Source organism: Streptomyces sp. NPDC097129 (genome assembly GCF_055668065.1).
This window is the reverse complement of sequence record NZ_JBVOQE010000009.1, coordinates 349,557-371,132: the sequence shown is the minus strand read 5'-3', so window position 1 is coordinate 371,132 and position 21,576 is coordinate 349,557. Positions and strand designations below refer to the sequence as shown.

The window sequence follows — 21,576 nt, the reverse complement described above, 5'->3', positions numbered from 1 at the left end:
CCCGTGGACTCCGCCCACCCGGACACGGGAACGGGCGGTAGCCGCCCGATGGCCCCGGCTTCTCGGCGTCCTCGGCCCCTCTTCGGCCGGGGACGCCCGGCCCCCACTGGGTGCTGCCGCCTCTGGAAAGGGAGGATCCGGCCGATGTCTTCCGCCCGAACATTGCTCGACCTGCTGCCGTCGCGGCAGACAGTCGGGGCTGCCGAACCGGCCTGAAAGGGCGTCGGAAAAGTCAGCGATCGGTCAGCATGAGTCCTGAAAGACCTGGGGAAAGCTGACCGAACATGCGAATCGTTGTAGGCTGCGGAGACCGCCCTTGACCTGCGTGAAGCTGGCAGGGAGCAGACATTTCGGGAGTTTCTTCATGTTTCGTACGATGTTCAAGTCCAAGATCCACCGCGCCACCGTCACCCAGGCCGACCTGCACTACGTGGGGTCCGTGACCATCGACGCCGATCTTCTCGATGCCGCCGATCTGCTGCCCGGTGAGCTGGTGCACATCGTCGACATCACCAATGGGGCGCGGCTCGAGACGTACGTCATCGAGGGGGAGCGCGGGTCCGGGGTCATCGGGATCAACGGGGCCGCCGCCCATCTCGTGCACCCCGGCGACCTGGTGATCATCATCAGCTACGCTCAGGTAACCGACGCCGAGGCGCGGGCGCTGACGCCGCGGGTGGTGCACGTGGACCAGGGGAACCGGATCGTGGCCCTGGGTGCCGACCCGTCGGAGCCGGTGCCGGGCTCCGACCAGGAGCGCAGCCCGCAGGCCGTCACAGCCTGACGCCACCCGGGACCACAGGACCAGGAGCATGGCCATGATCGACATCGAGATCCGTGACGACCGGGGCGCCGGCCGGCTGGAGGCCCTCGGCGACGGCGAGGTCGTCGGACACATCGAGTACTTCGTGCTCGACGCCCCGCGCACCGCCCTGGTCCCGGTCCACACGATCGTCGAGCCCGCGCACGAGGGGCAGGGCATCGCCTCCTCCCTCGCGCGCGAGCTGTACGCCATCGCCGGGCGCGAGGGTGTTCCGGTCGCGCCCCTGTGCCCGTACGTCGTGAAGTGGGCCGCCAAGCATCCCGAGGAGGCCCCGGCGTCCGACCCCGAGCTGCGCACCGCGGCGAAGGAGTGGCTGGCCGCGCACCCCGGGCGGTTCTAGGGCTCGCGCCGACGTCCTTCGCCGACGTGGCGCAGGTCACATCTGAAGCTGTCACATCGGGGCGGTCCGCGGCGTCGTATGGGTGCACGTGACGACGACTCACAAGGAGCCCATGATGGATGCTCGGCTGAACATGTTCGAGAACCCGGTGACGAGCAAGCTCTTCCGGCACTTCAACGCGGCCGGAAAGGTGATCGGTGACTCCTCGCTGCCCGCCTCGACGCAGGAGCTGGTGAAGATCCGGGCCAGCCAGATCAACGGCTGCGGCTTCTGCACCGACATGCACACCAAGGACGCGGCGGCCGCGGGGGAGACTTCGGTACGCCTCCATCTTGTCGCGGCGTGGCGGGAGGCGACCGTGTTCACCGACGCCGAGCGCGCCGCCCTGGAGTTGGCCGAGGAGGGCACGCGGATCGCGGACGCGGCCGGCGGCGTCTCCGACGAGGTCTGGGCGAACGCCGCCAAGCACTACGACGAGGAGCAGCTCGGCGCGCTGGTCGGGCTGATCGCTCTGATCAACGCCTACAACCGCGCCAACGTCCTCGTGCGGCAGCCGGCCGGCGGCTACGAGCCGGGCATGTTCGGCTGACGGGACGTCCGGTCGGGGCGCGGTGCCGTCGGGCCGGGGCACGGGGCTGTCTGGTCGGGGTGCAGGGCCGTGCGGGGCCGTCGGGGGCGGGGCACGGCGGGGCCTGTCGTCCTCGTCCCGGGCGTGTGCGCCGGGACCCCGTGACGGCCGGGTCCCGGTGCCGGGCTCCCGCGTTGGGCCATGCGGAGGGTGCGTCACGGCTCCACCGGGTGACTGGCCGCACGGGCGCCGGGTACGCGGGGGAGTAGTCCAGGAGCCACCGTCGACCGACCGGCCGGAGGACGCCATGACCGACCCGTACCACGACCCGGTACATCCGGGCCCGACACCCGGCCCGCATCCCGAGCAGCCCTACCCGGAGCCGGTGTCGCCCCCGGACCCCTCACCGGGCCCGGGACCTCAGCCGACGCCACAGCCGCCTGGACCGGGACCCCAGCCGACCCCGCAGCCGCCCGGCCCGGGACCCGAACCGACTCCGCAGCCGCCGGGGCCGGGGCCGGAACCCACCCCGCAACCCCCGGGGCCGGGTCCGCAGCCCACGCCGCCACCGCCCGGGCCCGGGCCGGGGCCGGTGCCGCCTCCAGGCCCCGGACCCGGCCCGAACCCGCAGCCCCCTGGCCCGACCCCGCTCCCGGAGCCGGACCCGTCCCCGATCCCCCCGGGCCCCGAACCGGTCCCGAACCCGGAGCCGGGTCCACCGCTGACCTGACCGGGACCTGACCCCTGGCGCGGGAGGCGAGGCGGGGGGCGGGTGAAGGAGCTGGGGTGGGGCGGGTGAAGGAGGTGGGGGGGCAGGCCGCCCCCACCGAGCGCCGAGCCCCGGTCAGCCCGCTACGCCGTGACCTCCGACCGGTCCCCGCCCCACAGCGTGTGGAAGGAACCGTCGCGGTCCACCCGCCGGTAGGTGTGCGCGCCGAAGAAGTCGCGCTGGCCCTGGGTGAGGGCGGCCGGGAGGCGTTCGGCGCGCAGGGCGTCGTAGTAGGCGAGGGCGGCGGCGAAGCCGGGGGTCGGGACGCCCTGGAGGGTCGCGGCGACCAGCACCTCGCGCCAGCTGTCCTGCGCCGCCGCGATCTCCCGCGCGAACGTCTCGTCGCTCAGCAGGCTCGGCAGGTCCGGCCGCGCGTCGTACGCCGTGCGGATGCGGTCCAGGAACGCCGCCCGGATGATGCAGCCGCCGCGCCAGATCGACGACACCGCGCCGAGATCGATGTCCCAGCCGTACTCCTCGCTGCCCGCGGCGATCTCGTGGAAGCCCTGCGTGTACGACACGATCTTCGAGGCGTACAGCGCCTGCTCCACCCGGTCGGCGAAGGCCGCCGCGTCCGCCTTCGTCAGCGGCGACGCCTTCGGGCCGGCCAGATCGCGGGACGCGGCCCGCAGCGCCGCGTGGCCCGAGAGCGACCGCGCGAAGACCGCCTCCGCGATGCCCGACACCGGCACGCCGAGGTCGAGGGCGATCTGGACCGTCCAGCGGCCGGTGCCCTTCTGCTCCGCCTCGTCCACCACCACGTCCACGAACGGCTTGCCCGTCGCCGCGTCGACGTGCGCCAGCACCTCCGCCGTGATCTCGATCAGATACGAGTCGAGCCGGCCGGTGTTCCAGGTGCGGAAGATCTCCGCGATCTCGGCGGGCGTGTACCCGGCGACCTCGCGCAGCAGCTGGTACGCCTCGCCGATCAGCTGCATGTCGGCGTACTCGATGCCGTTGTGCACCATCTTCACGAAGTGCCCGGCGCCGTCCGGGCCGACGTGCGTCACGCAGGGCGCCCCGTCCGCCGCCTTCGCGGAGATCTTCTCCAGCATCGGGCCGAGGGAGTCGTACGACTCCGTCGAGCCGCCCGGCATGATGCTCGGGCCGTTCAGCGCGCCCTCCTCGCCGCCGGAGATGCCCGTGCCGACGAAGTGGATGCCCCGCTCGCGCAGCTCCCGCTCCCGGCGCCGGGTGTCCGCGAAGTGCGCGTTGCCACCGTCGATGATCATGTCGCCGGGTTCCAGCAGCGGGGCGAACTCCTGGATCACCGCGTCCGTCGGCTCGCCGGCCTTCACCATGATCACCAGGCGGCGCGGCCGCTCCAGCGCGTCCACGAACTCCTTGGCGGTCTCGGTCGGGACGAAGTCGCCCTCGTGTCCGAACTCCTCCACCAGCGCGTGCGTCCGCGCCGCCGTCCGGTTGTGCAGCGCGACCGCGTAGCCGTTGCGCGCGAAGTTGCGGGCCAGATTGCGGCCCATCACCGCGAGTCCGGTGACACCGATCTGGGCTGAAGTGCTCATACCGCCTGCTCCCGAAGACCTAGAAGACATAGGGAAGGGTGGGGGGAAGATCGTGCCGTTCCTGACCGTCAGTATCGCCTCTCGACCATGCTGACGTGCCGGTACGGCGGCCGCACGTCCGGCCGCGCCGCACCCCCGGTACGCACGGCAGGCACCAGGCGCCTCAGCCTCCGGCTCAACGGACAGCGATTCCCGGCCACTTGGCCCCGCTGGGAGGCCGAATCGCTGTCTTGTCATGGCCTGTTCCCCGCGCCTACTGTGCCGCTCCTGACGCTCACGTGTGTCGAGGGGGGCTCCCAGCATGGCCGTACGCGGCCGGCACCGCCGGTACCAGCCGAACAGGATCAACCGCGCCTCACTCACCGTCACGGCGGGCGGTGCGGGCCTCGCCCTGCCGCTCATCGGCGCCGGTGCCGCGCACGCCGCCGACGTGAGCACCTGGAACAAGGTCGCCGCGTGCGAGTCCAGCGGCCACTGGAGCGTCAACACCGGCAACGGCTATTACGGCGGCCTGCAGTTCACGCAGTCCACCTGGGCGGCGTACGGCGGCACCGCCTACGCCGAGCGCGCCGACCTCGCCACGCGGCAGCAGCAGATCGCCGTCGCCGAGAAGGTGCTCGACGGACAGGGACCCGGCGCCTGGCCGGTGTGCTCCGTGCGCGCCGGGCTGAACGGCGCAGGTCCCGCACCCGACGTCCACCCGGACACGGCCCGCACCGCTCCCCGCACCGCCTCCCGGTCCGCCGAGCGGCCGGTCCAGCGAACCCCCGGGCGATCCGCCGACCGAACCGCCGGGCGATCCGCCGAGCGGTCGGTGCGCGACGTCCAGCCCCAGACCACTCCGCAGTCCCGGGCGGGCCGCACCGAGATGTACACGGTGGTCCACGGCGACACCCTCTCCGGTATCGCCGAGTCCGAGCACGTGCCCGGCGGCTGGCATCGGCTGTACGAGGCGAACCACGCCACCATCGGCGCCGACCCCGACCTCATCGTGCCCGGTCAGCGGCTGCGCGTGCACGGCGGCGGGACGACGAAGGCCGCCCCGAAGAGCCACGGCCACGCCGGGAGCGCGGCGCCCGCGAAGAAGACCAGGAAAGCGACGCCGCAGCCGAGCCGGAACGCCGGCCGTCACGCCCTCGTCGCGCCCGTCAGCGGTGGCGTCGGCACGATGTACCGGGTGGCCGGTTCCTCCTGGTCGAAGGGCTATCACACCGGCGTCGACTTCCCCGTGCCGACCGGCACCTCGGTGCGGGCCGTCGGTCCCGGCGAGGTCGTCGACGCGGGGTGGGGCGGGTCGTTCGGCTACCAGGTGGTGATCCGGCACGCCGACGGCCGCTACACCCAGTACGCGCATCTGTCGGCGATCTCCGTGCGGGCCGGGCAGTCCGTGGGCGGTGGTCAGCGCATCGGCCGTACGGGGTCCACCGGGAACAGCACGGGCCCACACCTGCACTTCGAGGTCCGCACGGGACCTGGCTTCGGCACGGACGTGGACCCGCTGGCGTATCTGCGCGCCGGCGGCGTCAGGATCTGACCCGGGTGCGATGCCGGTCCGGCCGGTCCGGCACCAGGTCCGGCACGCCCGGCACGAGCACCGGGACGCAGGGGCTGACGTGGAGCGGGGCGCAGATGTACAGCACCTCGTCCGTCGCGCTCGCCGCCTCCCCGTTCGGGTACGCCACCGGACGCCCGCCGTGACCCGACGCCGCGGGAACGGGCCGTACCCCTCCTTGCACGGGCACGGCTGCCACGACGGGCGCCGGTGCCGACGCCGGTTCCGGCACCTGCGTCTCCAGCAACGCCTCCACCAGCGCCTCCGGCGCCGCCGGCTCGCGCACCGCCACCACCTCGACCGGCCCCGTGTCCGCCGCGTCCGTCGCGGCGAGCCCCGCGGGGGCAACCAGCCGTTCCGTCGTCAGCAGGATCAGCCCGCCCGCCGCGAGGACACCGCAGCCCAGCGCGAGCACCGTGCCCGTCGTGCCGTGGCGGAAGGTCTCGCCGAACATCGTGATGCCCACCGCCGCCGCGACCACCGGGTTCACCACCGTCAGGGTGGCCAGCGGCGCCGCCAGACCGGCGCCCCGGTAGGAGGCCTGGGACAGCAGCACCCCCACACACGCGAACACGGCGATGACCGCCAGCGACGGCACCTCGGACACCGCGGGGCCGCCGCCGAGGTCCACGGCGACGGTCTTGGTGAACACCGACGACATGCCGAACGCCACGCCCGAGCCGGTCGCCAGCAGCACACTGCGCACCGCCGGATGCCGGTGCGCGGCCCGGCCCGCCACCATCAGCGCCGCGATCGCGCCGCCCGCGACCAGCGCGGTGGTCACGCGCTGCGCCGTGTCCAGCGACTGCGCCGCCGACGCCCCGACCAGGGCCAGCAGACCCGCCAGCCCCACCGTCGCCATGACCGCGCCGCGCCAGGCGGTCGCCCCGGCCCTACGGCCGACGAACAGCGCCGCCATGGGCAGCGCCAGCACGATGGTGAGCGCGCCGAGCGGCTGCACCAGGCTGAGCGGGCCGTAGGCTAGTGCCACCACGTGCAGCAGCCCGCCGAGACCGTTCAGCGCCAGCGCCCCCCACCAGGCGGGCCGGCGCAGCGGGGCGTAGCTTTCGCCGGGGTCGGTCGCGGCGACCCGCTCCTGCACGATCGCCCCGGCCGCGTAGGCGACGGCGGAGACGAGCGAGAGCAGGACGGACAACGCGAGGGCGCTCATGGGCGGCTCCTCCGCGGAAGGCGGGACCCTGGGCCCCGGCGCGACGAACGGTCGGCGTGCATGAGCAACACGATGCCCCTTCGCCCTGTTCCCGTCGTCGTCCCTGAGCACGCAATGCTTCCTACTGCCGATGGAGTACGACCCGCGCGCCGTCATCCCTCAGGGGGGTGACACGGGCGACGCCCCGGTGATCACGGTCGCGCATCGCCCCTGGTACTACTGCTGCCCGTGGACCTCGACCCCGACCTCGCCGCCCTCAGTCCGCTCGGCGGCTTCTTCCTCCTGCGCGCGGCCGGACCCGGGCAGCGCGCCCTGCCCACCCTCGCGGACGCCTACGGCGGCGGGGGCCCGCGGCTCCAGCCGGATCCGCTGGACGTCCGGGTGCGCCGGGTCGCGGCCGGCATCCGGGCGCCCGAGGCGCGGGTCGCGGCGTCCATCGCCCACCAGGGGCTGGCGGCCCGGCTGTGGTCCGTCGCCCTCGGCTGTGCCGCGCTGTACGGCACGCTCCCCGACCTGGACCCGCGGCTGCTGCACTGGGACCCGGAGGGCAGCGCCCCCGACGACCTGTGGCTGACGGCGCCGCGCCCGGGCACGGACGACACCCACGCCGCGCCAGAGGACCAGGCTCACGCCGGACCAGAGGACCAGGCCCACGCCGGACCAGAGGACCAGGCCCACGCCGCACCGGTGGACCAGGCCCACGCCGCACCGGAGGATCACGCCCACGCCATACCGGTGGACCCCCGGGCCGCCGCGCAGGACCTGGCCCGCGCCGTCCTGGAAGGTCACCTCCGGCCGCTCGCCACCGCTCTGCGCGCCCGTCACCGTCTCGCCCCCGGCCTGCTGCGCGGCAACGCCGCCTCCGCGCTGGTGGGCGCCACCCGGCAGCTGGACCGCTGGGCGCTCGCCCACGACCGCCCCGACGCCGCGGCCCGCGCCCGTACCCTGACCGCCGTCCTGCTCGCCCACCCGGACCTCGCCGGCGCCGGCACCACGACCGGCCTGCAGGGGTTCCGTCGCCGCAGCTGCTGCCTGTACTACCGGGTGCCCGGCGGAGGCGTGTGCGGCGACTGTTGCTTCCCGAGGCCCCCGCGCTCTTCCCCACGCGCCCCGTCTGGGTGACCATGAAGGTGACCGATGGGCAACTGCCGCCGAGCACAGGGGGTCGACGGGTGCGAGTGGGACTGCTGACCCGGGAGTACCCCCCGGACGTGTACGGCGGCGCGGGCGTCCACGTCGAGTTCCTGGCCCGGGAGCTGGCACCCCTGGTCGATCTCGACGTGCACTGCTGGGGCGAGCCCTCCTCGGCGGACAAGGCGGCCGGCATCCTGCGGCACCGCCCCTGGTCCCGCCTCGACGCCGCCAACGACGCCCTGCGCACCTTCTCCGGGGACCTGTCGATGGCCGCCGCCCTCCAGGGCCGCGACCTGGTCCACTCGCACACCTGGTACGCCAACCTCGGCGGCCACCTCGCGAAGCTGCTGTACGGCGTCCCGCACGTGGTGACCGCGCACTCGCTGGAGCCGCTGCGCCCCTGGAAGGCCGAGCAGCTCGGCGGCGGCTACGCCCTGTCGAGCTGGGCCGAGCGCACCGCGATCGAGGCCGCCGACGCGGTGATCGCCGTCTCCGGCGCGATGCGCGAGGACATCCTCGCCTGCTATCCGGCGCTCGACCCGGCCCGGGTGCACATCGTCCACAACGGCATCGACACCGCGCTGTACCGGCCGGACACCGGCACCGACGCCCTCGTCCGGGCCGGCGTCGACCCGGACCGCCCGTACGTGCTGTTCGTCGGCCGCATCACCCGGCAGAAGGGCGTCCCGCATCTGCTGCGGGCCGTGCGGGACATCGACCGGGGCGCGCAGGTCGTGCTGTGCGCGGGCGCGCCCGACACCCCGGAGATCGACCGGGAGTTCCGCACGCTGTACGAGGAGCTCAGCGCCGTACGCGACGGGGTGCACTGGATCCCGCGCATGCTGCCGCGCCCCGACGTGATCCAGCTGCTCACGCACGCGGCGGCCTTCGTCTGCCCGTCGGTGTACGAGCCCCTCGGCATCGTGAACCTGGAGGCGATGGCCTGCGGCACCCCGGTGGTCGCCTCCCGGGTCGGCGGGATCCCCGAGGTCGTCGAGGACGGCGAGAGCGGGGTGCTCGTCGACGTGGACGAACACTTCGAGACGAACCTCGCCCGCGCACTGGACGGCGTCCTCGCGGATCCGGCGGCCGGCCGGCGGATGGGCGAGGCGGGACGGGAGCGGGCGGTCACCCGGTTCGGCTGGGACGCGGTCGCCCGGCGCACGGTGCGGCTGTACGAGGAGATCCTCGGTGGCGGGAAACAGGCTTGAAAAGCCTGACCAGGGGCAGTCATGTGTGAACCAGGGTGAGGGGAGCGGCCATGCGTCGTGGTGGTCCTTCGGTGCTCGGCATCGTGCTCGCGGGCGGAGAGGGCAAGCGCCTGATGCCCCTGACCACCGATCGCGCCAAACCAGCGGTCACCTTCGGCGGGACCTACCGCCTGGTCGACTTCGTCCTGTCCAACCTCGTCAACGGCGACATCCTGCGCATCTGCGTGCTGACCCAGTACAAGTCGCACTCGCTGGACCGGCACATCACCACCACCTGGCGGATGTCCAGTCTGCTCGGCAACTACGTCACCCCCGTGCCGGCGCAGCAGCGCCTCGGCCCGCGCTGGTACCTGGGCAGCGCCGACGCGATCCTGCAGTCGCTGAACCTCATCCACGACGAGCAGCCGGAGTACGTCGCGGTGTTCGGCGCCGACCACGTCTACCGGATGGACCCGCGGCAGATGCTGGCCCAGCACATCGAGAGCGGCGCGGGCGTCACGGTGGCCGGCATCCGCGTGCCGCGCGGCGAGTCGTCGTCGTTCGGCGTGATCACGCCCGGCTCGGACGGGCGGACGGTGCACGGCTTCCTGGAGAAGCCCGCCGACCCGCCGGGCCTCGCGGAGGACCCCGCGTGCGTGTTCGCGTCGATGGGCAACTACATCTTCACCACCAAGGCGCTGATCGAGGCCCTGCACCGGGACGCCGAGGACGAGACGTCCGTCCACGACATGGGCGGCTCGATCCTGCCCCAGCTCACCGAGCGCGGTGAGGCACAGCTGTACGACTTCAGCGCCAACCACGTCCCCGGCGAGACCAGCCGCGACCAGGGCTACTGGCGGGACGTGGGCACCCTGGACGCCTACTACGAGGCGCACATGGACCTCATCGCCGAGCGCCCCGCGTTCAACCTGTACAACCGCCAGTGGCCCATCTACACCCACTCCACCGACCTGTCACCGGCCCGCTTCAACGCCGGCGGCATAGCGGGCGAGTCGATCATCAGCGCCGGCTGTCTGATCCGCGGCCAGGTCACCCGGTCCGTGCTGTCCCCGGGAGTCGTGGTCGACCCGGGCGCGGTGGTGCAGGGTTCGGTGCTGCACGACAACGTCCACGTGGGCCGGGGCGCGATCGTGCGCGGCGCGATCCTCGACAAGAACGTGCAGGTCCCCCCGGGCGCCACGATCGGAGTGAACCCCAGCCGGGACGCCGAGCTGTACACCGTGTCCAAGAGCGGAGTGATCGCCCTCGGGAAGGACCAGCGGGTGCCGTAGGGCTCCCGGGTACGGCGGCCCGACGCCGGCCGCATTCCGCCCCCCGTCCCGGTCGGCTCGCGGCCGTCCGGGTGGGGTGCGGAGGTGTCCGTCCGGGTGGAGTGCGGGAGCGGGCGGCTGCCCTCCGCGCCAACTGACCTCAGATGTCCCATGAGTCCCACCCCTCACTCAAAGGGTGGGACTTAATCTGCTGTTAACTGTGCGTAGCCTGATCGTACTTGACCGTAATCGGTTGCAGGGGTTTGACTGCTGGCTCATCGGTCCGTCGACGCGAGGCAAGCCCTTGACTTCTGATCTGCTCGCACCACTCGACCTGGCGTTCTGGAACATCGAGTCCCCCGAGCACCCCATGCACCTGGGCGCCCTCGGCATCTTCTCCGCCCACTCGCCGACCGCCGGTGCGCACGCGGCCGACCTGCTCGCCGCGCGCGCCGCCGCCGTGCCCGGGCTGCGCATGCGGATCCGTGACGTGTGGCGGCCGCTGCGGACGCGTTCGCCGTTCGCCTTCGGCGGGGCCGTCCGCGAGGGCGTGCCGGACTTCGACCCGCTCGACCACATCCGGTTGCACGCCCCGGCCGCCGACTTCCACGCCGAGGCCGGCCGGCTCATGGAGCGCCCGCTGGAACGCGACCGGCCGCCGTGGGAGGCGCATGTACTGCCCGGCGCGGACGGGCTGTCGTTCGCGGTGCTGTTCAAGTTCCACCACGCCCTGGCCGACGGGCTGCGGGCGCTCGGCCTCGCCGCCGCCCTCCTCGACCCCGTCGACATGCCCGCGCCCCGGCCCCGTCCCGCCGAGCCGCCCCGCGGACTGCTGCCCGACGTCCGCGAGCTGCCCGCGCTGGTGCGCGGCGCGGTGTCCGGGGCGCTGTCCGACGTCGGCCGCGCCCTCGACATCGGCGCCTCCGTGGCCGTGTCCACCCTCGCCATGCGCAGCACGCCCGCGCTGACCGCCGAGCCCTCGGGCACCCGACGCACCGCCGGCGTGGTCCTCGACCTGGACGACGTGCACCGGATCCGCAAGGCCGTCGGCGGCACCGTCAACGACGTACTGATCGCGGTCGTCGCCGGGGCTCTGCGCACCTGGCTCGACGAGCGCGGCGACGGCAGCGAGGGCGTCGCGCCCCGCGCCCTGATCCCGGTGTCCAAGCGCCGCCCGCGCACCGCGCACCCGCAGGGCAACCGGCTCTCCGGGTACCTGATACGGCTTCCGGTCGGCGAGAGCGATCCGCTGGGCCGGCTCGCCGCGGTCCGGGTCGCCATGGACCGCAACAAGGACGCCGGGCCGGGCCGGGGCGCCGGCGCGGTCGCGCTGCTCGCCGACCACGTCCCGGCGCTCGGCCACCGGCTCGGCGGGCCGCTGGTCTCGCAGGCCGCCCGGCTGTGGTTCGACATCCTGGTCACCAGCGTGCCGCTGCCCAGCCTCAGCCTGAAGCTCGGCGGAAACCCGCTCACCGCGGTCCATCCGCTCGCGCCGCTGGCCCGCGGTCAGTCCCTGGCGGTCGCCGTCTCGACCTATCAGGGCCGCGTCCACTACGGCCTCGTCGCCGACGCGGAGGCGGTGCCGGACCTCGACCGGTTCGCGGCGGCGCTGACCCGGGAGGTGGAGACACTGCTCACAGCGTGCGCGGACTGAGCCCGCGCGTTTGGTTCCCGGGTGCGGCGCTCCGTTAGAATTCCGCGTTCGACAGCGGGCGCGGCCGGAGCGCCGCGGGACCAGACCAGGGATCGGCAGCGCGATGACGGTGACAGAGGACGGCTCGGCGACCACGGACGAGGTGGTGTACGGGCCCGGCATCGACCCCGAGCGCCTGGCCGTGTGCCTGAGCGTGCTGGAGGAGCTCGACCGGATCGACGTCGACCACCCCGACGCGATCGCGGTGCGCCGGGCCACCTCGCACATCTACCGCACGGTCAAGCAGCGCCGCCGCCAGGAGCGCCGCGCCGCCAAGACCGCCCACGACCGCGCCGTCACCGAGGCCACCGCCACCGGCTCCGCCGAGCGCATCGACGACGAGACCGAGGGCATCCTGCCGTCCTCCAAGGTCGAGGCCGGCCGGATCGCGGGGATACTCCAGCGCCCCCGCTCCTGCTACACCTGCAAGGCCCGCTACGTCGAGGTCGACTACTTCTACCACCAGCTCTGCCAGGACTGCGCCGCCCAGAACCGCGCCAAGCGCGACGTCCGCGCCGACCTCACCGGCAAGCGGGCCCTGCTCACCGGCGGCCGCGCCAAGATCGGCATGTACATCGCGCTGCGGCTGCTGCGCGACGGCGCGCACACCACGATCACCACGCGCTTCCCCAAGGACGCCATCCGCCGCTTCAAGGCGATGGAGGACTCCGCGGACTGGCTGCACCGCCTCGAGGTCGTCGGCATCGACCTGCGCGACCCCGCGCAGGCCGTCGCCCTGGCCGAGCAGGTCACCGAGGCCGGCCCGCTCGACATCCTGATCAACAACGCGACGCAGACCGTGCGCCGCCTGCCCTCCGCGTACGCGGCCCTCGTCGAGGGCGAGAGCGCCCCGCTGCCCGCCGGGGAACTCCCCGCCCACCACGTGATCGGCGCCTTCAACTCCGGCGCGGTCGACGGCATCGCCGCCCTCCCCATCGGCACCAGCGGCCTGGACGCGCAGAAGGTCGCCGACCTCGCCCTCGTCGCAGGCAACGCCAGCGTCGCCCGGCACCTGGACGGCACCGCCATCGACGCCGGCGGTCTCGTCCCGGACGTCGTCGACAGCAACACATGGGTGCAGACCATCGACCAGATCTCCCCGGTCGAGCTGCTCGAGACCCAGCTGTGCAACTACACGTCCCCGTTCATCCTGATCAGCGCGCTGCGCCCGGCGATGGCCGACGCCGCGAAGAAGGCCGCCAGCGGCCGGGCGTACGTCGTCAACGTCTCCGCGATGGAGGGTGTCTTCAACCGCGGCTACAAGGGCGCCGGGCACCCCAACACCAACGCCGCGAAGGCCGCCATGAACATGGTCACGCGGACCAGCGCCCAGGAGATGTTCGACACCGACCGCATCCTCATGACCTCCGTCGACACCGGCTGGATCACCGACGAGCGCCCGCACTACGACAAGCTGCGTCTGGCCGAGGCCGGTTTCCACGCGCCCCTCGACCTGGTCGACGGCGCGGCCCGCGTCTACGACCCGATCGTGCGCGGCGAGGTGGGCGAGGACCTGTACGGCGTCTTCCTGAAGGACTACGCGCCCGGCAAGTGGTGAGCGCGCACCCCTGTTGAGTGAGCGGCCCTCGCTCCGGCGGGCCGCTCGTCCCGTACCGGCTCAGTCCACCGCGCCGGTACGGGAGTTGTGCGCGGCGACCAGTTCCAGCACCGTGCGCCAGTCCTCCAGGACCCCGCCGTCCAGGGCGTCGGTGCGCGCCTCCTCGTCCGCCTGACGCAGGGCGAGCAGCGCGTCGTCCGCCGCTGCGGGCTCGCGCGGGACCGAGCGGACCAGCCCGTGGACCCGCTCGCCGAGCAGTGAGCGCACCGCCTCGGCCGCCCGCTCGGCGCCGCCGGCCGCGTCCCCGGGGCGCAGCAGCCGTCCCACGGCGAGCACCAGCCCGGCGATCTGGAGTTCCTTGTCGGCGGGCCGGCGGCGGCGCAGCAGCGCCGCGGTGCGCAGGGCGCGGTCGTGCAGATCGCCCGGGGCTCCGGCGCGCGCCGGAAGGTCCTGTACGCCCCGGCAGGCGTACAGCAGATCCATCAGCTCCTCGACGCTGCGCAGTTCCATGTCTCCTGTCCTCCCGCGAGACAGCCGGTGCCGTGCCGGCACGCCAGCAGAGCATGGCCGGCTTATCGATCGGCCAACGGCACTTGAACTGCGGACCGAAGTCGAAGACCCGCGCGGGCACATAGGCCGATCGAGTGACTGATAAAAGGCATCAAACCGGTCAAAAGGGTTCAATTCCCTAGTGGGGACATGTGCGTGACTTGCCATGGTTACCCCAAATTTTCAGCCCCATCGAGCGGGGCCCCGCTCATTTGGTTAGTCTGTAGCGGACGGACAGCAGAACGGGGTCCCACCCACACCCACCGTCCGTCATGGGACAAGCCGGACCACCACGGCCTGATCCACTGTGAGTTGTCGACGCCACCGCGTCCGAACGCCTTGAGAGATACCCGAGCGGGCGTCGAGGAACAGGCCGCAGCATGGCCCGTACGTCCCCCGGGTGACCGACACATAAGGAGTGCGCGGTGACACCAGAGAAGACGAATCGCGAGCAGCGCCCCAAGGAACGCACGGAGCGCGCCGGCCGCCGACCCGGAGAGATCGGCAGCCTCGACGTGTGGGCCCGGTCCGCCCCCATCCGCCTCGCCGGATACGAGGACGACCTCGCCGAGCCGCACATCCTGCCCAGCGTGGACTGACCCCCTTCCGGGCCTGACCCCCTTCCAGGCAGGACCATCGCGATCGCCGGCCGCATGGGCGTGCCAGACTCACGCCCATGCTGATCAGACAAGCCGCGGCCGAGGACTGGCAGCGGATCTGGCCGTTCTGGCACCGCATCGTCGCCGCCGCCGACACCTACGCCTGGGACCCGGACACCACCGAGGAAGCGGCCCGCGCCCTGTGGATGAGCCCGGCCAAACGCGTCTACGTCGCCGAGGACGAGACCGGAGCCGTCGTCGGCTCCGCGTATCTGACGTCCAACTACGGCGGGCCGGCCGCCCGCATCGCCAACGCCGGCTTCATGGTCGACCCCGGACAGGGCAGCCGCGGCATCGGCCGCGCCCTCGCCGGGCACGTGCTGGCCGAGGCCAAGGCCCACGGCTACCGGGGCATGGTCTTCAACGCCGTCGTCGAGACGAACCCGGCCGTCGGCCTGTGGCAGTCCCTCGGCTTCACGATCCTGGGCACCGTCCCGGAGGCGTTCGAGCATCCCCGCCACGGGCTGGTGGGACTGCACATCATGTACAAGCCGCTGTAGCCGAGCCGAGCCGAGCCGAGCCGAGCCGAGCCGAGCCGAACCAGGCCGGGTCTGTCGTCCGGCACAGGAGCGCGCCCCGCGCACGAACGCCCCCCGGTCGGCGGCCGGAAGCGTGCCGAGCAGAGGTTTCCTCGCCCTCCCCGGACGGCCGCCCGTACGGTGTTCCGGAGCCGGCGGCCTTCCGCGGTGAGGGAGAGCAGACGCACCCGCCGGTCCGCCGGATCGGGCCGGCGGGTGGGCAGCCCGCGGGACTCCAGGTCGTCGCCCGGCCGCCGCCCGTCGAGATCCTGCGCGCATGCCGGGGGAGGGGCGCTCTGACCTCGGCCACCTGGCACGCCGACGCCTTCGAACCGGCGGCCACCTGGGCCCTCGCCCGCGCCCGCCTGGGCGTTCCGAGACCTGAGCGCCCGATGCCTGAGCGCCCGGGACCGGCACCCTCAGGTCGTCTCCCCGCGCCAGTCGCCGTCCCGGTGCGCCCAGCGGACCGCGGGTGCCACCGCGAGGCCGGCCAGGGCGAACAGGGCGCCCAACACCGCCCAGCCCAGCGACCCGTGGGCGATCGCGGTGACCGTGACCAGCGCGGGGCCCGCCATCATGCCCGCCGACATGCCCGCGCCGAAGACGCCCTGGTAGACGCCGTGGGCGCGGGCGTCGGCGAGTTCGTAGCCGAGGGTCCAGCCGCCGGCCGCCGACAGCACCTCGGCGAACACCTGCACCACCGCGCCGGCGCTCAGCGCCAGCACCGCCCACAGCGGGGACAGGCCGGCCGACAGGGCGTACACCGCGCACGCCGCGGCCAGCAGCAGGCCGGACCAGGCCATCGCCCGCACGGCGACCGGCACCCGCCCGGTGCGGCGGGCCACCGGCACCTGGAGCAGCGCCACCAGCACGCAGTTGACGATCATCAGCAGGGCCGCCGTCCAGCGCGGCGCCCCGGTCCGCTCCACGATCCACAGCGGCAGCCCCACCTCGGACAGCGAGAACTGCACGACCAGCACGGCGTTCAGCACCGTCACCGCCAGGAACGGCAGATCCCGCACCGCACGCCAGCGGCCGCCGGCCGGCGCGCCGCCGTCCGGCCCGTGCCGCCCGGCCACATGCGCCGCCAGTGGCAGCCGCGGCACCAGCAGGGCCGGACCCGCGAACGACAGCGCGTTCAGCGCGATCACCGTCACATACGCGGCCCGCGAGTCCAGTTGCAGCGCCACGGCGCCCAGCGCGCCGCCCGCCCCCATGCCGACGTTCGTCACCATCCGCAGATACGCGCGCGCCTCCACCCGGGTCGCCGCAGGCAGCACGTCCGCGTACAGAGCGCCCTGCACCCCGCGGCTCGCCATCTGCAGGCCCGTCGCCACGATCACCGTGACGAGGAAGCCGGCGTAGGAGTGCACCAGCGTGTACGCGGCCGTCGCCAGGCCCGTACCGCCCCACAGCAGCGCCCCGACCCGCCGGGCGCCCCACCGGTCGGCGGCCCGCCCGGCGGGCACCCCGGCCGCCACGCCGACCAGTCCGGCGACCGTCATGCCGACGCCGACCGCGGTCGCGTCCAGGCCGACGATACGGGTGAAGTACAGGACGCCGAGGGGGAAGTACAGCCCGTTGCCGAGGGAGTTGACAGCGGTGAGCACGGTGGCCAGGCGCAGGCCCGGGTCGGTGGGCAGCAGTCCGCCGGCCCGCGTGGCGCGGCCGGTCCCCGGTACGGGGTGTGGGCGTGTCGTGGTCATGCGGATCAGGCAACCCGGTCGCGGGACCGTCCGGCATTGATTTAGCGTGGCGCTCAATGATCGAGTTCCACTTCGGCATCGGCGACCTGGCCACCACGTCCTTCGCGTACTCCCCGCTGCAGGAGGCGGTGTTCTCGCTGCGCTGCCTGCACGACCCGGCACGCTACCCGCACCACCGGCCATGGCTGCGCAGGATCCGGCCGCGCCTGGCCGGCCTCGACCACGAGGTGCTGACCGCCGTGTCCGCGCCCTGGTTGTGGGTGCCGGACTTCCTCACCCCGCGGCCCTGCCGCGCCCGCCCCTCCTTCGCCGACGAACTCGACACGCTCCGCCGTACCCCGCCGAAGGTCGTCGCCGCCGACTTCCGCGCCGCCTACCGCACCGCGAGCGCGCTGCCCGCGGTCATCGCCCGGGGCCTGACCGACCCGCCGGCCCTGCTGACGCGGGTCGCGAACGCCCTCGAGGGCTACTGGCGCACCTGCCTCGCCGACGCCTGGTGGCCGCGTGTCCAGGCCGTCCTGGAGGCGGACCTCGCCCACCGGGGGCGGGTGCTCGCCGAGCAGGGCGCCGCCGCGATGCTGTCCGGGCTGGACGACCGGCTCACCTGGGACGACGGCCGACTGCGGCTGTCCACCCAGCACTTCGGCGTCCCGGCCCCGTGGACCGACGCCGTCGGCATCGCCGGGCGCGGGATGGTGCTGCTGCCCACGCTGTTCGCCCGCGGCGCCCAGCCCACGATCGATCCGTCCCGCCCGCCGGTACTGGCCTATCCGGCCCGCGGCCGCGCCACCCTCTCCGAGCAGCCCCCGCCGGTCACCGACGACGCGCTCGTCCGCCTCCTGGGCCGCCCCCGCGCCCGCCTGCTGCTCCTGCTCGCCGAGCCCGCCACCACCACGGAACTCGCCCACCGTCTCGGCGTCACCCCGGGCGCCGTCAGCCAGCACCTCACGGTCCTCTACGACGCGGGCCTGCTCACCCGCACCCGCACCGGCCGCCTCGTCCACTACGCCCGCACCGCGCTCGGCGACGACCTGTGCCGTTAGTCCGAGGGTTCGAGGCCCGCGAGGACCGTGCCCGTGCGGTACAGCTCCACGAGCAGCGGCCGCAGGGCGCGCCCGGCCGGGGTGAGCGTGTAGCGGGTGCGGACGGGGAAGCCGGGCAGCCGGTCCTGCTCGGCCAGGCCCCGCTCGCGCAGGGCGTGCAGCCGCTCGGTGAGCACCTTCGGGCTGATCTCCGGCAGCCGGGCGCGCAGCTCACCGAAGGACAGCGGGCCCCGCATCAGTTCGCGCAGGACGAGCGTGGTCCAGCGGCCCGCGACCGCCGACAGGGCGACCTCCACCGGGCAGTCCGGCTCGGGCCGGGCCGTGCGTCCCGCCGCCGAGGGCACCAACTCGGCGTCCCACCCGTGGGTTTCCGTTTGGTGAGCCACGCCGCCACCGGCTTGGCTGCCGCCATGAGCATCCCCGCGAACGATCACGCCCCCACTGTCGCCCTCACCCCGGACGCCGCGCAACACCCCCAGGTGTTCGCCGCCGCCTTCAACTCCGGCAGCCCGCACGAGCTCGCCGCCGTCTACGAGGAGGGCGCGGTGTTCGTGCCCCGCCCCGGGACGGCGGTGACCGGCCCGGACCGCACGGCCGCCAACACGGCGTTCCAGTCGCTCGGCGTACCGATCGCGGTCCGCCCCCGGCACACCTATGTCGCCGGCGACCTCGCCCTGCTCGTCGTCGACTGGGTCATCGACGGCCCCGGCCCGGACGGCGGCCACGTCCACCTGGAGGGCACCGCCACCGATGTCGCTCGCCGCGGGCGCGACGGCCTGTGGCGCTATGTCATCGACAACCCGTTCGGCACCGCCGGGTGACGTCGGTCTCTACAGCGGCGGCTCCTCCAGCGGCGCCGTCCGCCGCCACGGCAGCAGGCCCTCCAACTGCTCGGCGAGCTGCAGGAGTTCCGCCTCCGACCCGGGGCGCCCCACCAGCTGCACGGCGGTGGGAGCGCCCGAGGGCAGCGTGCCGAGCGGGATCGTCGCGGCCGGCCAGCCGGTGAGGTTCCACGGCGGGGTGAACGGCGAGTAGGCGGTGTTGGCCGCGATGTTGCGCAGCCAGCCCCGCTCGTGCCAGGGCGCGGCCTCGGGGGAGCGGCGGGCCAGCGCGGGCGTCAGCAGCACGTCGTACCGGGTGAAGAACGGCTCCAGCCGCTCACCCAGCTGCTCCCGGGCCCGCCCGGTGCGCACGGTGTTGAGGAAACGGCGGCCGACGGCCGCGTGGACGCGGGTGCGGCGGGTCAGCAGGCGCGGGTCCAGACCGGCCGCGTCGACGGCGGTGCCCGCCGTCCAGTGGCTCAGCGCGGTCACCCCGAGCGAGAGCGGATACGGCGGCTCGTCGCGCCGTACCGTGTGCCCGGCGCGCGCCAGCAGCCCGGCCGCCGCACGCGCCGCAGCCCTGTAGGGCGCACTCACCGCGACCCCGGCGAGCGGGCTGCGCAGGGACAGGGCGATCTTGCGGGTGCCGGGCGCCGGAGGCCGTACGGCGTCGGCGCCGGCCAGGACCGACAGGGCCAGGCGGACGTCCTCGACGGTCGTGGCCAGCGGGCCGTTCTCCGCCATGCCGAACCAGTCGCCCTCGCCGATGCCGGCCGGCACCACGTCGCGCCCAGGCTTGATCGTGGCCAGGCCGCAGTTGGCGGCCGGGATGCGCAGCGACCCCATGCCGTCGTTGCCGAGCGCCAGAGGCACGAAACCGGCGGCGACCGCGGCCGCGCTGCCGCCCGAGGAGCCGCCCGCCGTGCGGGAGGTGTCCCACGGGTTGCGGGAGGTGCCGTGCACGCCCTCCGTCGTACCGAAGACGCACAGCTCGGGCACGTTCGTCAGGCCCACGACCACGGCGCCCGCCGCGCGCAGCCGGGCCACGGTGACATGGTCGGCCCCGGCGGGCGTGTCCGGGGTCGCGGCGGAGCCGACGCGCATCGACTCACCGCGCACGGCGAGGTTGTCCTTCACCGCCACCGGCACCCCGGCCAGCGGCAGTTCAGCGAGGTCGCCCCGGCCGCCGACCTCGTCCGCCTCGGCGAGCGCCGCCTGCGCGCGCACCGTGCGGAAGGCGCCGATGCGCCCGTCCAGCCGGTCGATCCGGGCGAGATGCTCGGCGACCACCTCGCGCGGCGTGGCCCGCTTCTCGCGGACGGCGGCGGCGATCTCGGCGGCGGACAGACCGACCCAGCTGGTCACGGGCGCTCCTCGGGGCGATTACCGGTGAGTAGTAGGCAGCACTGTGCCCTGCCGGGCGCCTCCCGTCGAGGGGGCGGCGACCGGCGGGCCCTCACGTGTCGCGCGCCGCACCCGTGCTGTCCCGTTCGATCAGCCGCGGCACCGGCACCCGCACCGTCCGCGCCGGACCCCCGTCCAGCAGCGCGAGCAGTTCGCGGGCCGCCGTGCGGCCGAACTCCACGCTGTCCCGCGACAGCGCCGACAGCCACGGCTCGACCAGCCGGCACAGCGCCGAGTCCTCCCAGGAGACCACCGATACGTCTGCGGGCACCGCGCGGCCCAGCCCCCTCGCGGCCGCGATCCCGGCGACGGCCATCACGTCGTTGTCGTAGACGAGGGCGGTCGGCGCGGGCCGGCGCTCCAGCACCCGGCGGGTCACCGCGGCGCCCTGCGCGTCGGAGTAGTCCGTGGTCACCGACTCCACCCCGGTCAGGCCCCGCCGCCGCGCCTCGGCGCGCAGGGTGCGCATCCGGCGCTCGGTGTGCGCGAGATCCAGCAGCCCGGCGATGTGCACGATCCGCCGGTGGCCCAGCGCGTACAGCCGGTCCACCACCGACGCCATCGCGCCGGCGTCGTCCGCCCACACCGAGGACAGGCCCGGGTGCCGTTCGTCCGGCGCGCCGCCGATCACCACGGCGGGCAGCCCCAGTTCGTCCAGCAGGGCGGGCCGCGGGTCGTCGCTGCGCGGGTCGGCCACCAGCACGCCGTCCACCCGGTGCTCGGCCCACCAGCGGCGGTAGACCGCGCACTCCTCGGTGACGTCCTGCGTGACCTGGAACAGCAGCCCGAGATGGCGTTCGGCGAGCACCTCCTGGATGCCGGAGACCAGTTGGAGGAAGAAGGAGTCCACGCCGAGGGTGTCGGCGGGGCGGGCCAGCACGAAGCCGACCGTCGCCACGCCCTCGCCGGACAGCGCGCGCGCCGCCGTGCTCGGCCGCCAGCCCAGCTGCTCCGCGACCCGGCGCACCCGGTCCCGGGTGACCTCCGAGACGCCCGGACGGCCGTTGAGCGCGAAGGAGACCGCGCTCTCGGAGACACCGGCGCGCCGCGCGATGTCCTTCATCGTCGGCCGGCGCGCCGGCACCCGCTTGCCCGACAACCCGTGCCCCCTTCGGAAACCACCGATGCGCTAATGCGCTTGAGTGCACACAGGCTAAAGCGCATTAGCGATCTGCGGCAAGAGAGTGCAAGAGATCGTTGTCAAACTCGCTGACCTGGCCAAATGGCCAACTAAAGACATTAGTTCGCGTGAATCCATTGACGTCGTCGGGAATCGGCGGGCAA

General features: G+C 73.9%; 20 protein-coding genes. 13 read left to right on the top strand and 7 right to left on the bottom strand.

Annotation, left to right across the window (positions count from 1 at the left end):
• The first annotated feature begins 364 nt into the window (after positions 1–364).
• From panD to AC0B9F_RS26385, 3 genes are all read left to right on the top strand, one after another.
• The gene (gene panD / locus AC0B9F_RS26395) at positions 365–784 is read left to right on the top strand and encodes an aspartate 1-decarboxylase (RefSeq protein ID WP_472006713.1); all 420 of its coding nucleotides are present in this window, start codon (positions 365–367) and stop codon (positions 782–784) included.
• A 34-nt stretch (positions 785–818) separates the two neighbouring features.
• Positions 819–1,163, top strand: a complete 345-nt coding sequence (locus AC0B9F_RS26390; RefSeq protein ID WP_472006760.1) for a GNAT family N-acetyltransferase — start codon at positions 819–821, stop codon at positions 1,161–1,163.
• A gap of 115 nt (positions 1,164–1,278) precedes the next feature.
• Complete coding sequence (locus tag AC0B9F_RS26385; protein ID WP_472006711.1) at positions 1,279–1,752, top strand: carboxymuconolactone decarboxylase family protein; 474 nt, start codon at positions 1,279–1,281, stop codon at positions 1,750–1,752.
• Positions 1,753–2,583: 831 nt separating this feature from the next.
• On the opposite strand, the gene gndA is transcribed toward AC0B9F_RS26385, so the two are convergent.
• Entirely contained in the window at positions 2,584–4,023 is a 1,440-nt protein-coding gene (gene gndA / locus AC0B9F_RS26380) for an NADP-dependent phosphogluconate dehydrogenase (protein ID WP_472006709.1), read from the bottom strand.
• Positions 4,024–4,324: 301 nt separating this feature from the next.
• On the opposite strand from gndA, the gene AC0B9F_RS26375 reads away from it, so the two are divergent.
• Positions 4,325–5,557 (top strand): transglycosylase family protein, encoded by a 1,233-nt coding sequence (locus AC0B9F_RS26375; protein WP_472006707.1) that lies wholly within the window; start codon positions 4,325–4,327, stop codon positions 5,555–5,557.
• Here AC0B9F_RS26375 and AC0B9F_RS26370 read toward each other — a convergent pair.
• Positions 5,547–6,746 (bottom strand): DMT family transporter, encoded by a 1,200-nt coding sequence (locus AC0B9F_RS26370; RefSeq protein WP_472006705.1) that lies wholly within the window; start codon positions 6,744–6,746, stop codon positions 5,547–5,549. The genes AC0B9F_RS26375 and AC0B9F_RS26370 overlap by 11 nt on opposite strands.
• 228 nt (positions 6,747–6,974) lie before the next feature.
• Here AC0B9F_RS26370 and AC0B9F_RS26365 point away from each other — a divergent pair, with 228 nt between their 5' ends.
• The 5 genes from AC0B9F_RS26365 to AC0B9F_RS26345 all read left to right on the top strand — a co-directional run bounded on the left by AC0B9F_RS26365 (position 6,975) and on the right by AC0B9F_RS26345 (position 13,592).
• A complete protein-coding gene (locus tag AC0B9F_RS26365) occupies positions 6,975–7,868 on the top strand; it encodes a (2Fe-2S)-binding protein (RefSeq protein WP_472006703.1) in 894 nt (297 codons plus the stop codon).
• A gap of 50 nt (positions 7,869–7,918) precedes the next feature.
• Complete coding sequence (gene glgA / locus AC0B9F_RS26360; protein ID WP_472006701.1) at positions 7,919–9,091, top strand: glycogen synthase; 1,173 nt, start codon at positions 7,919–7,921, stop codon at positions 9,089–9,091.
• 50 nt (positions 9,092–9,141) lie between these two features.
• Complete coding sequence (gene glgC, locus AC0B9F_RS26355; protein ID WP_472006699.1) at positions 9,142–10,362, top strand: glucose-1-phosphate adenylyltransferase; 1,221 nt, start codon at positions 9,142–9,144, stop codon at positions 10,360–10,362.
• A gap of 283 nt (positions 10,363–10,645) precedes the next feature.
• Complete coding sequence (locus AC0B9F_RS26350; protein ID WP_472006697.1) at positions 10,646–11,995, top strand: wax ester/triacylglycerol synthase family O-acyltransferase; 1,350 nt, start codon at positions 10,646–10,648, stop codon at positions 11,993–11,995.
• A 103-nt stretch (positions 11,996–12,098) separates the two neighbouring features.
• Positions 12,099–13,592 carry an SDR family NAD(P)-dependent oxidoreductase gene (locus AC0B9F_RS26345; RefSeq protein ID WP_472006695.1) on the top strand — a complete coding sequence of 498 codons (1,494 nt, stop codon included), beginning with the start codon at positions 12,099–12,101 and terminating at the stop codon, positions 13,590–13,592.
• Between the two features lie 60 nt (positions 13,593–13,652).
• Here the strand turns inward: AC0B9F_RS26345 and AC0B9F_RS26340 are convergent, their stop codons facing one another.
• Positions 13,653–14,102 carry a hypothetical protein gene (locus tag AC0B9F_RS26340; RefSeq protein WP_472006693.1) on the bottom strand — a complete coding sequence of 150 codons (450 nt, stop codon included), beginning with the start codon at positions 14,100–14,102 and terminating at the stop codon, positions 13,653–13,655.
• 464 nt (positions 14,103–14,566) lie between these two features.
• Between AC0B9F_RS26340 and AC0B9F_RS26335 the strand changes: the two genes are divergently transcribed.
• Together AC0B9F_RS26335 and AC0B9F_RS26330 are read left to right on the top strand one after the other, a co-directional pair.
• Positions 14,567–14,740 carry a hypothetical protein gene (locus tag AC0B9F_RS26335; protein WP_107082809.1) on the top strand — a complete coding sequence of 58 codons (174 nt, stop codon included), beginning with the start codon at positions 14,567–14,569 and terminating at the stop codon, positions 14,738–14,740.
• Between the two features lie 77 nt (positions 14,741–14,817).
• Positions 14,818–15,300, top strand: a complete 483-nt coding sequence (locus tag AC0B9F_RS26330; protein ID WP_472006691.1) for a GNAT family N-acetyltransferase — start codon at positions 14,818–14,820, stop codon at positions 15,298–15,300.
• A 437-nt stretch (positions 15,301–15,737) separates the two neighbouring features.
• On the opposite strand, the gene AC0B9F_RS26325 is transcribed toward AC0B9F_RS26330, so the two are convergent.
• Positions 15,738–17,024, bottom strand: coding sequence for an MFS transporter (locus AC0B9F_RS26325; protein ID WP_472006689.1), 1,287 nt, complete (start codon positions 17,022–17,024; stop codon positions 15,738–15,740).
• A 56-nt stretch (positions 17,025–17,080) separates the two neighbouring features.
• Here AC0B9F_RS26325 and AC0B9F_RS26320 point away from each other — a divergent pair, with 56 nt between their 5' ends.
• A complete protein-coding gene (locus tag AC0B9F_RS26320; RefSeq protein WP_472006687.1) occupies positions 17,081–18,067 on the top strand; it encodes a DUF5937 family protein in 987 nt (328 codons plus the stop codon).
• Here AC0B9F_RS26320 and AC0B9F_RS26315 read toward each other — a convergent pair.
• Complete coding sequence (locus tag AC0B9F_RS26315; RefSeq protein ID WP_472006685.1) at positions 18,064–18,453, bottom strand: winged helix-turn-helix transcriptional regulator; 390 nt, start codon at positions 18,451–18,453, stop codon at positions 18,064–18,066. The two genes, AC0B9F_RS26320 and AC0B9F_RS26315, sit on opposite strands and share 4 nt — an antisense overlap.
• Positions 18,454–18,477: 24 nt before the next feature.
• Here AC0B9F_RS26315 and AC0B9F_RS26310 point away from each other — a divergent pair, with 24 nt between their 5' ends.
• Positions 18,478–18,888, top strand: coding sequence for a YybH family protein (locus AC0B9F_RS26310; protein WP_472006683.1), 411 nt, complete (start codon positions 18,478–18,480; stop codon positions 18,886–18,888).
• Positions 18,889–18,897: 9 nt separating this feature from the next.
• Here AC0B9F_RS26310 and AC0B9F_RS26305 read toward each other — a convergent pair whose 3' ends face one another.
• Positions 18,898–20,253: an amidase gene (locus tag AC0B9F_RS26305; RefSeq protein WP_472006681.1), complete on the bottom strand. Its 1,356-nt coding sequence runs from the start codon at positions 20,251–20,253 to the stop codon at positions 18,898–18,900.
• A gap of 91 nt (positions 20,254–20,344) precedes the next feature.
• Positions 20,345–21,355 carry a LacI family DNA-binding transcriptional regulator gene (locus AC0B9F_RS26300; RefSeq protein ID WP_472006758.1) on the bottom strand — a complete coding sequence of 337 codons (1,011 nt, stop codon included), beginning with the start codon at positions 21,353–21,355 and terminating at the stop codon, positions 20,345–20,347.
• Positions 21,356–21,576: the final 221 nt, after the last annotated feature.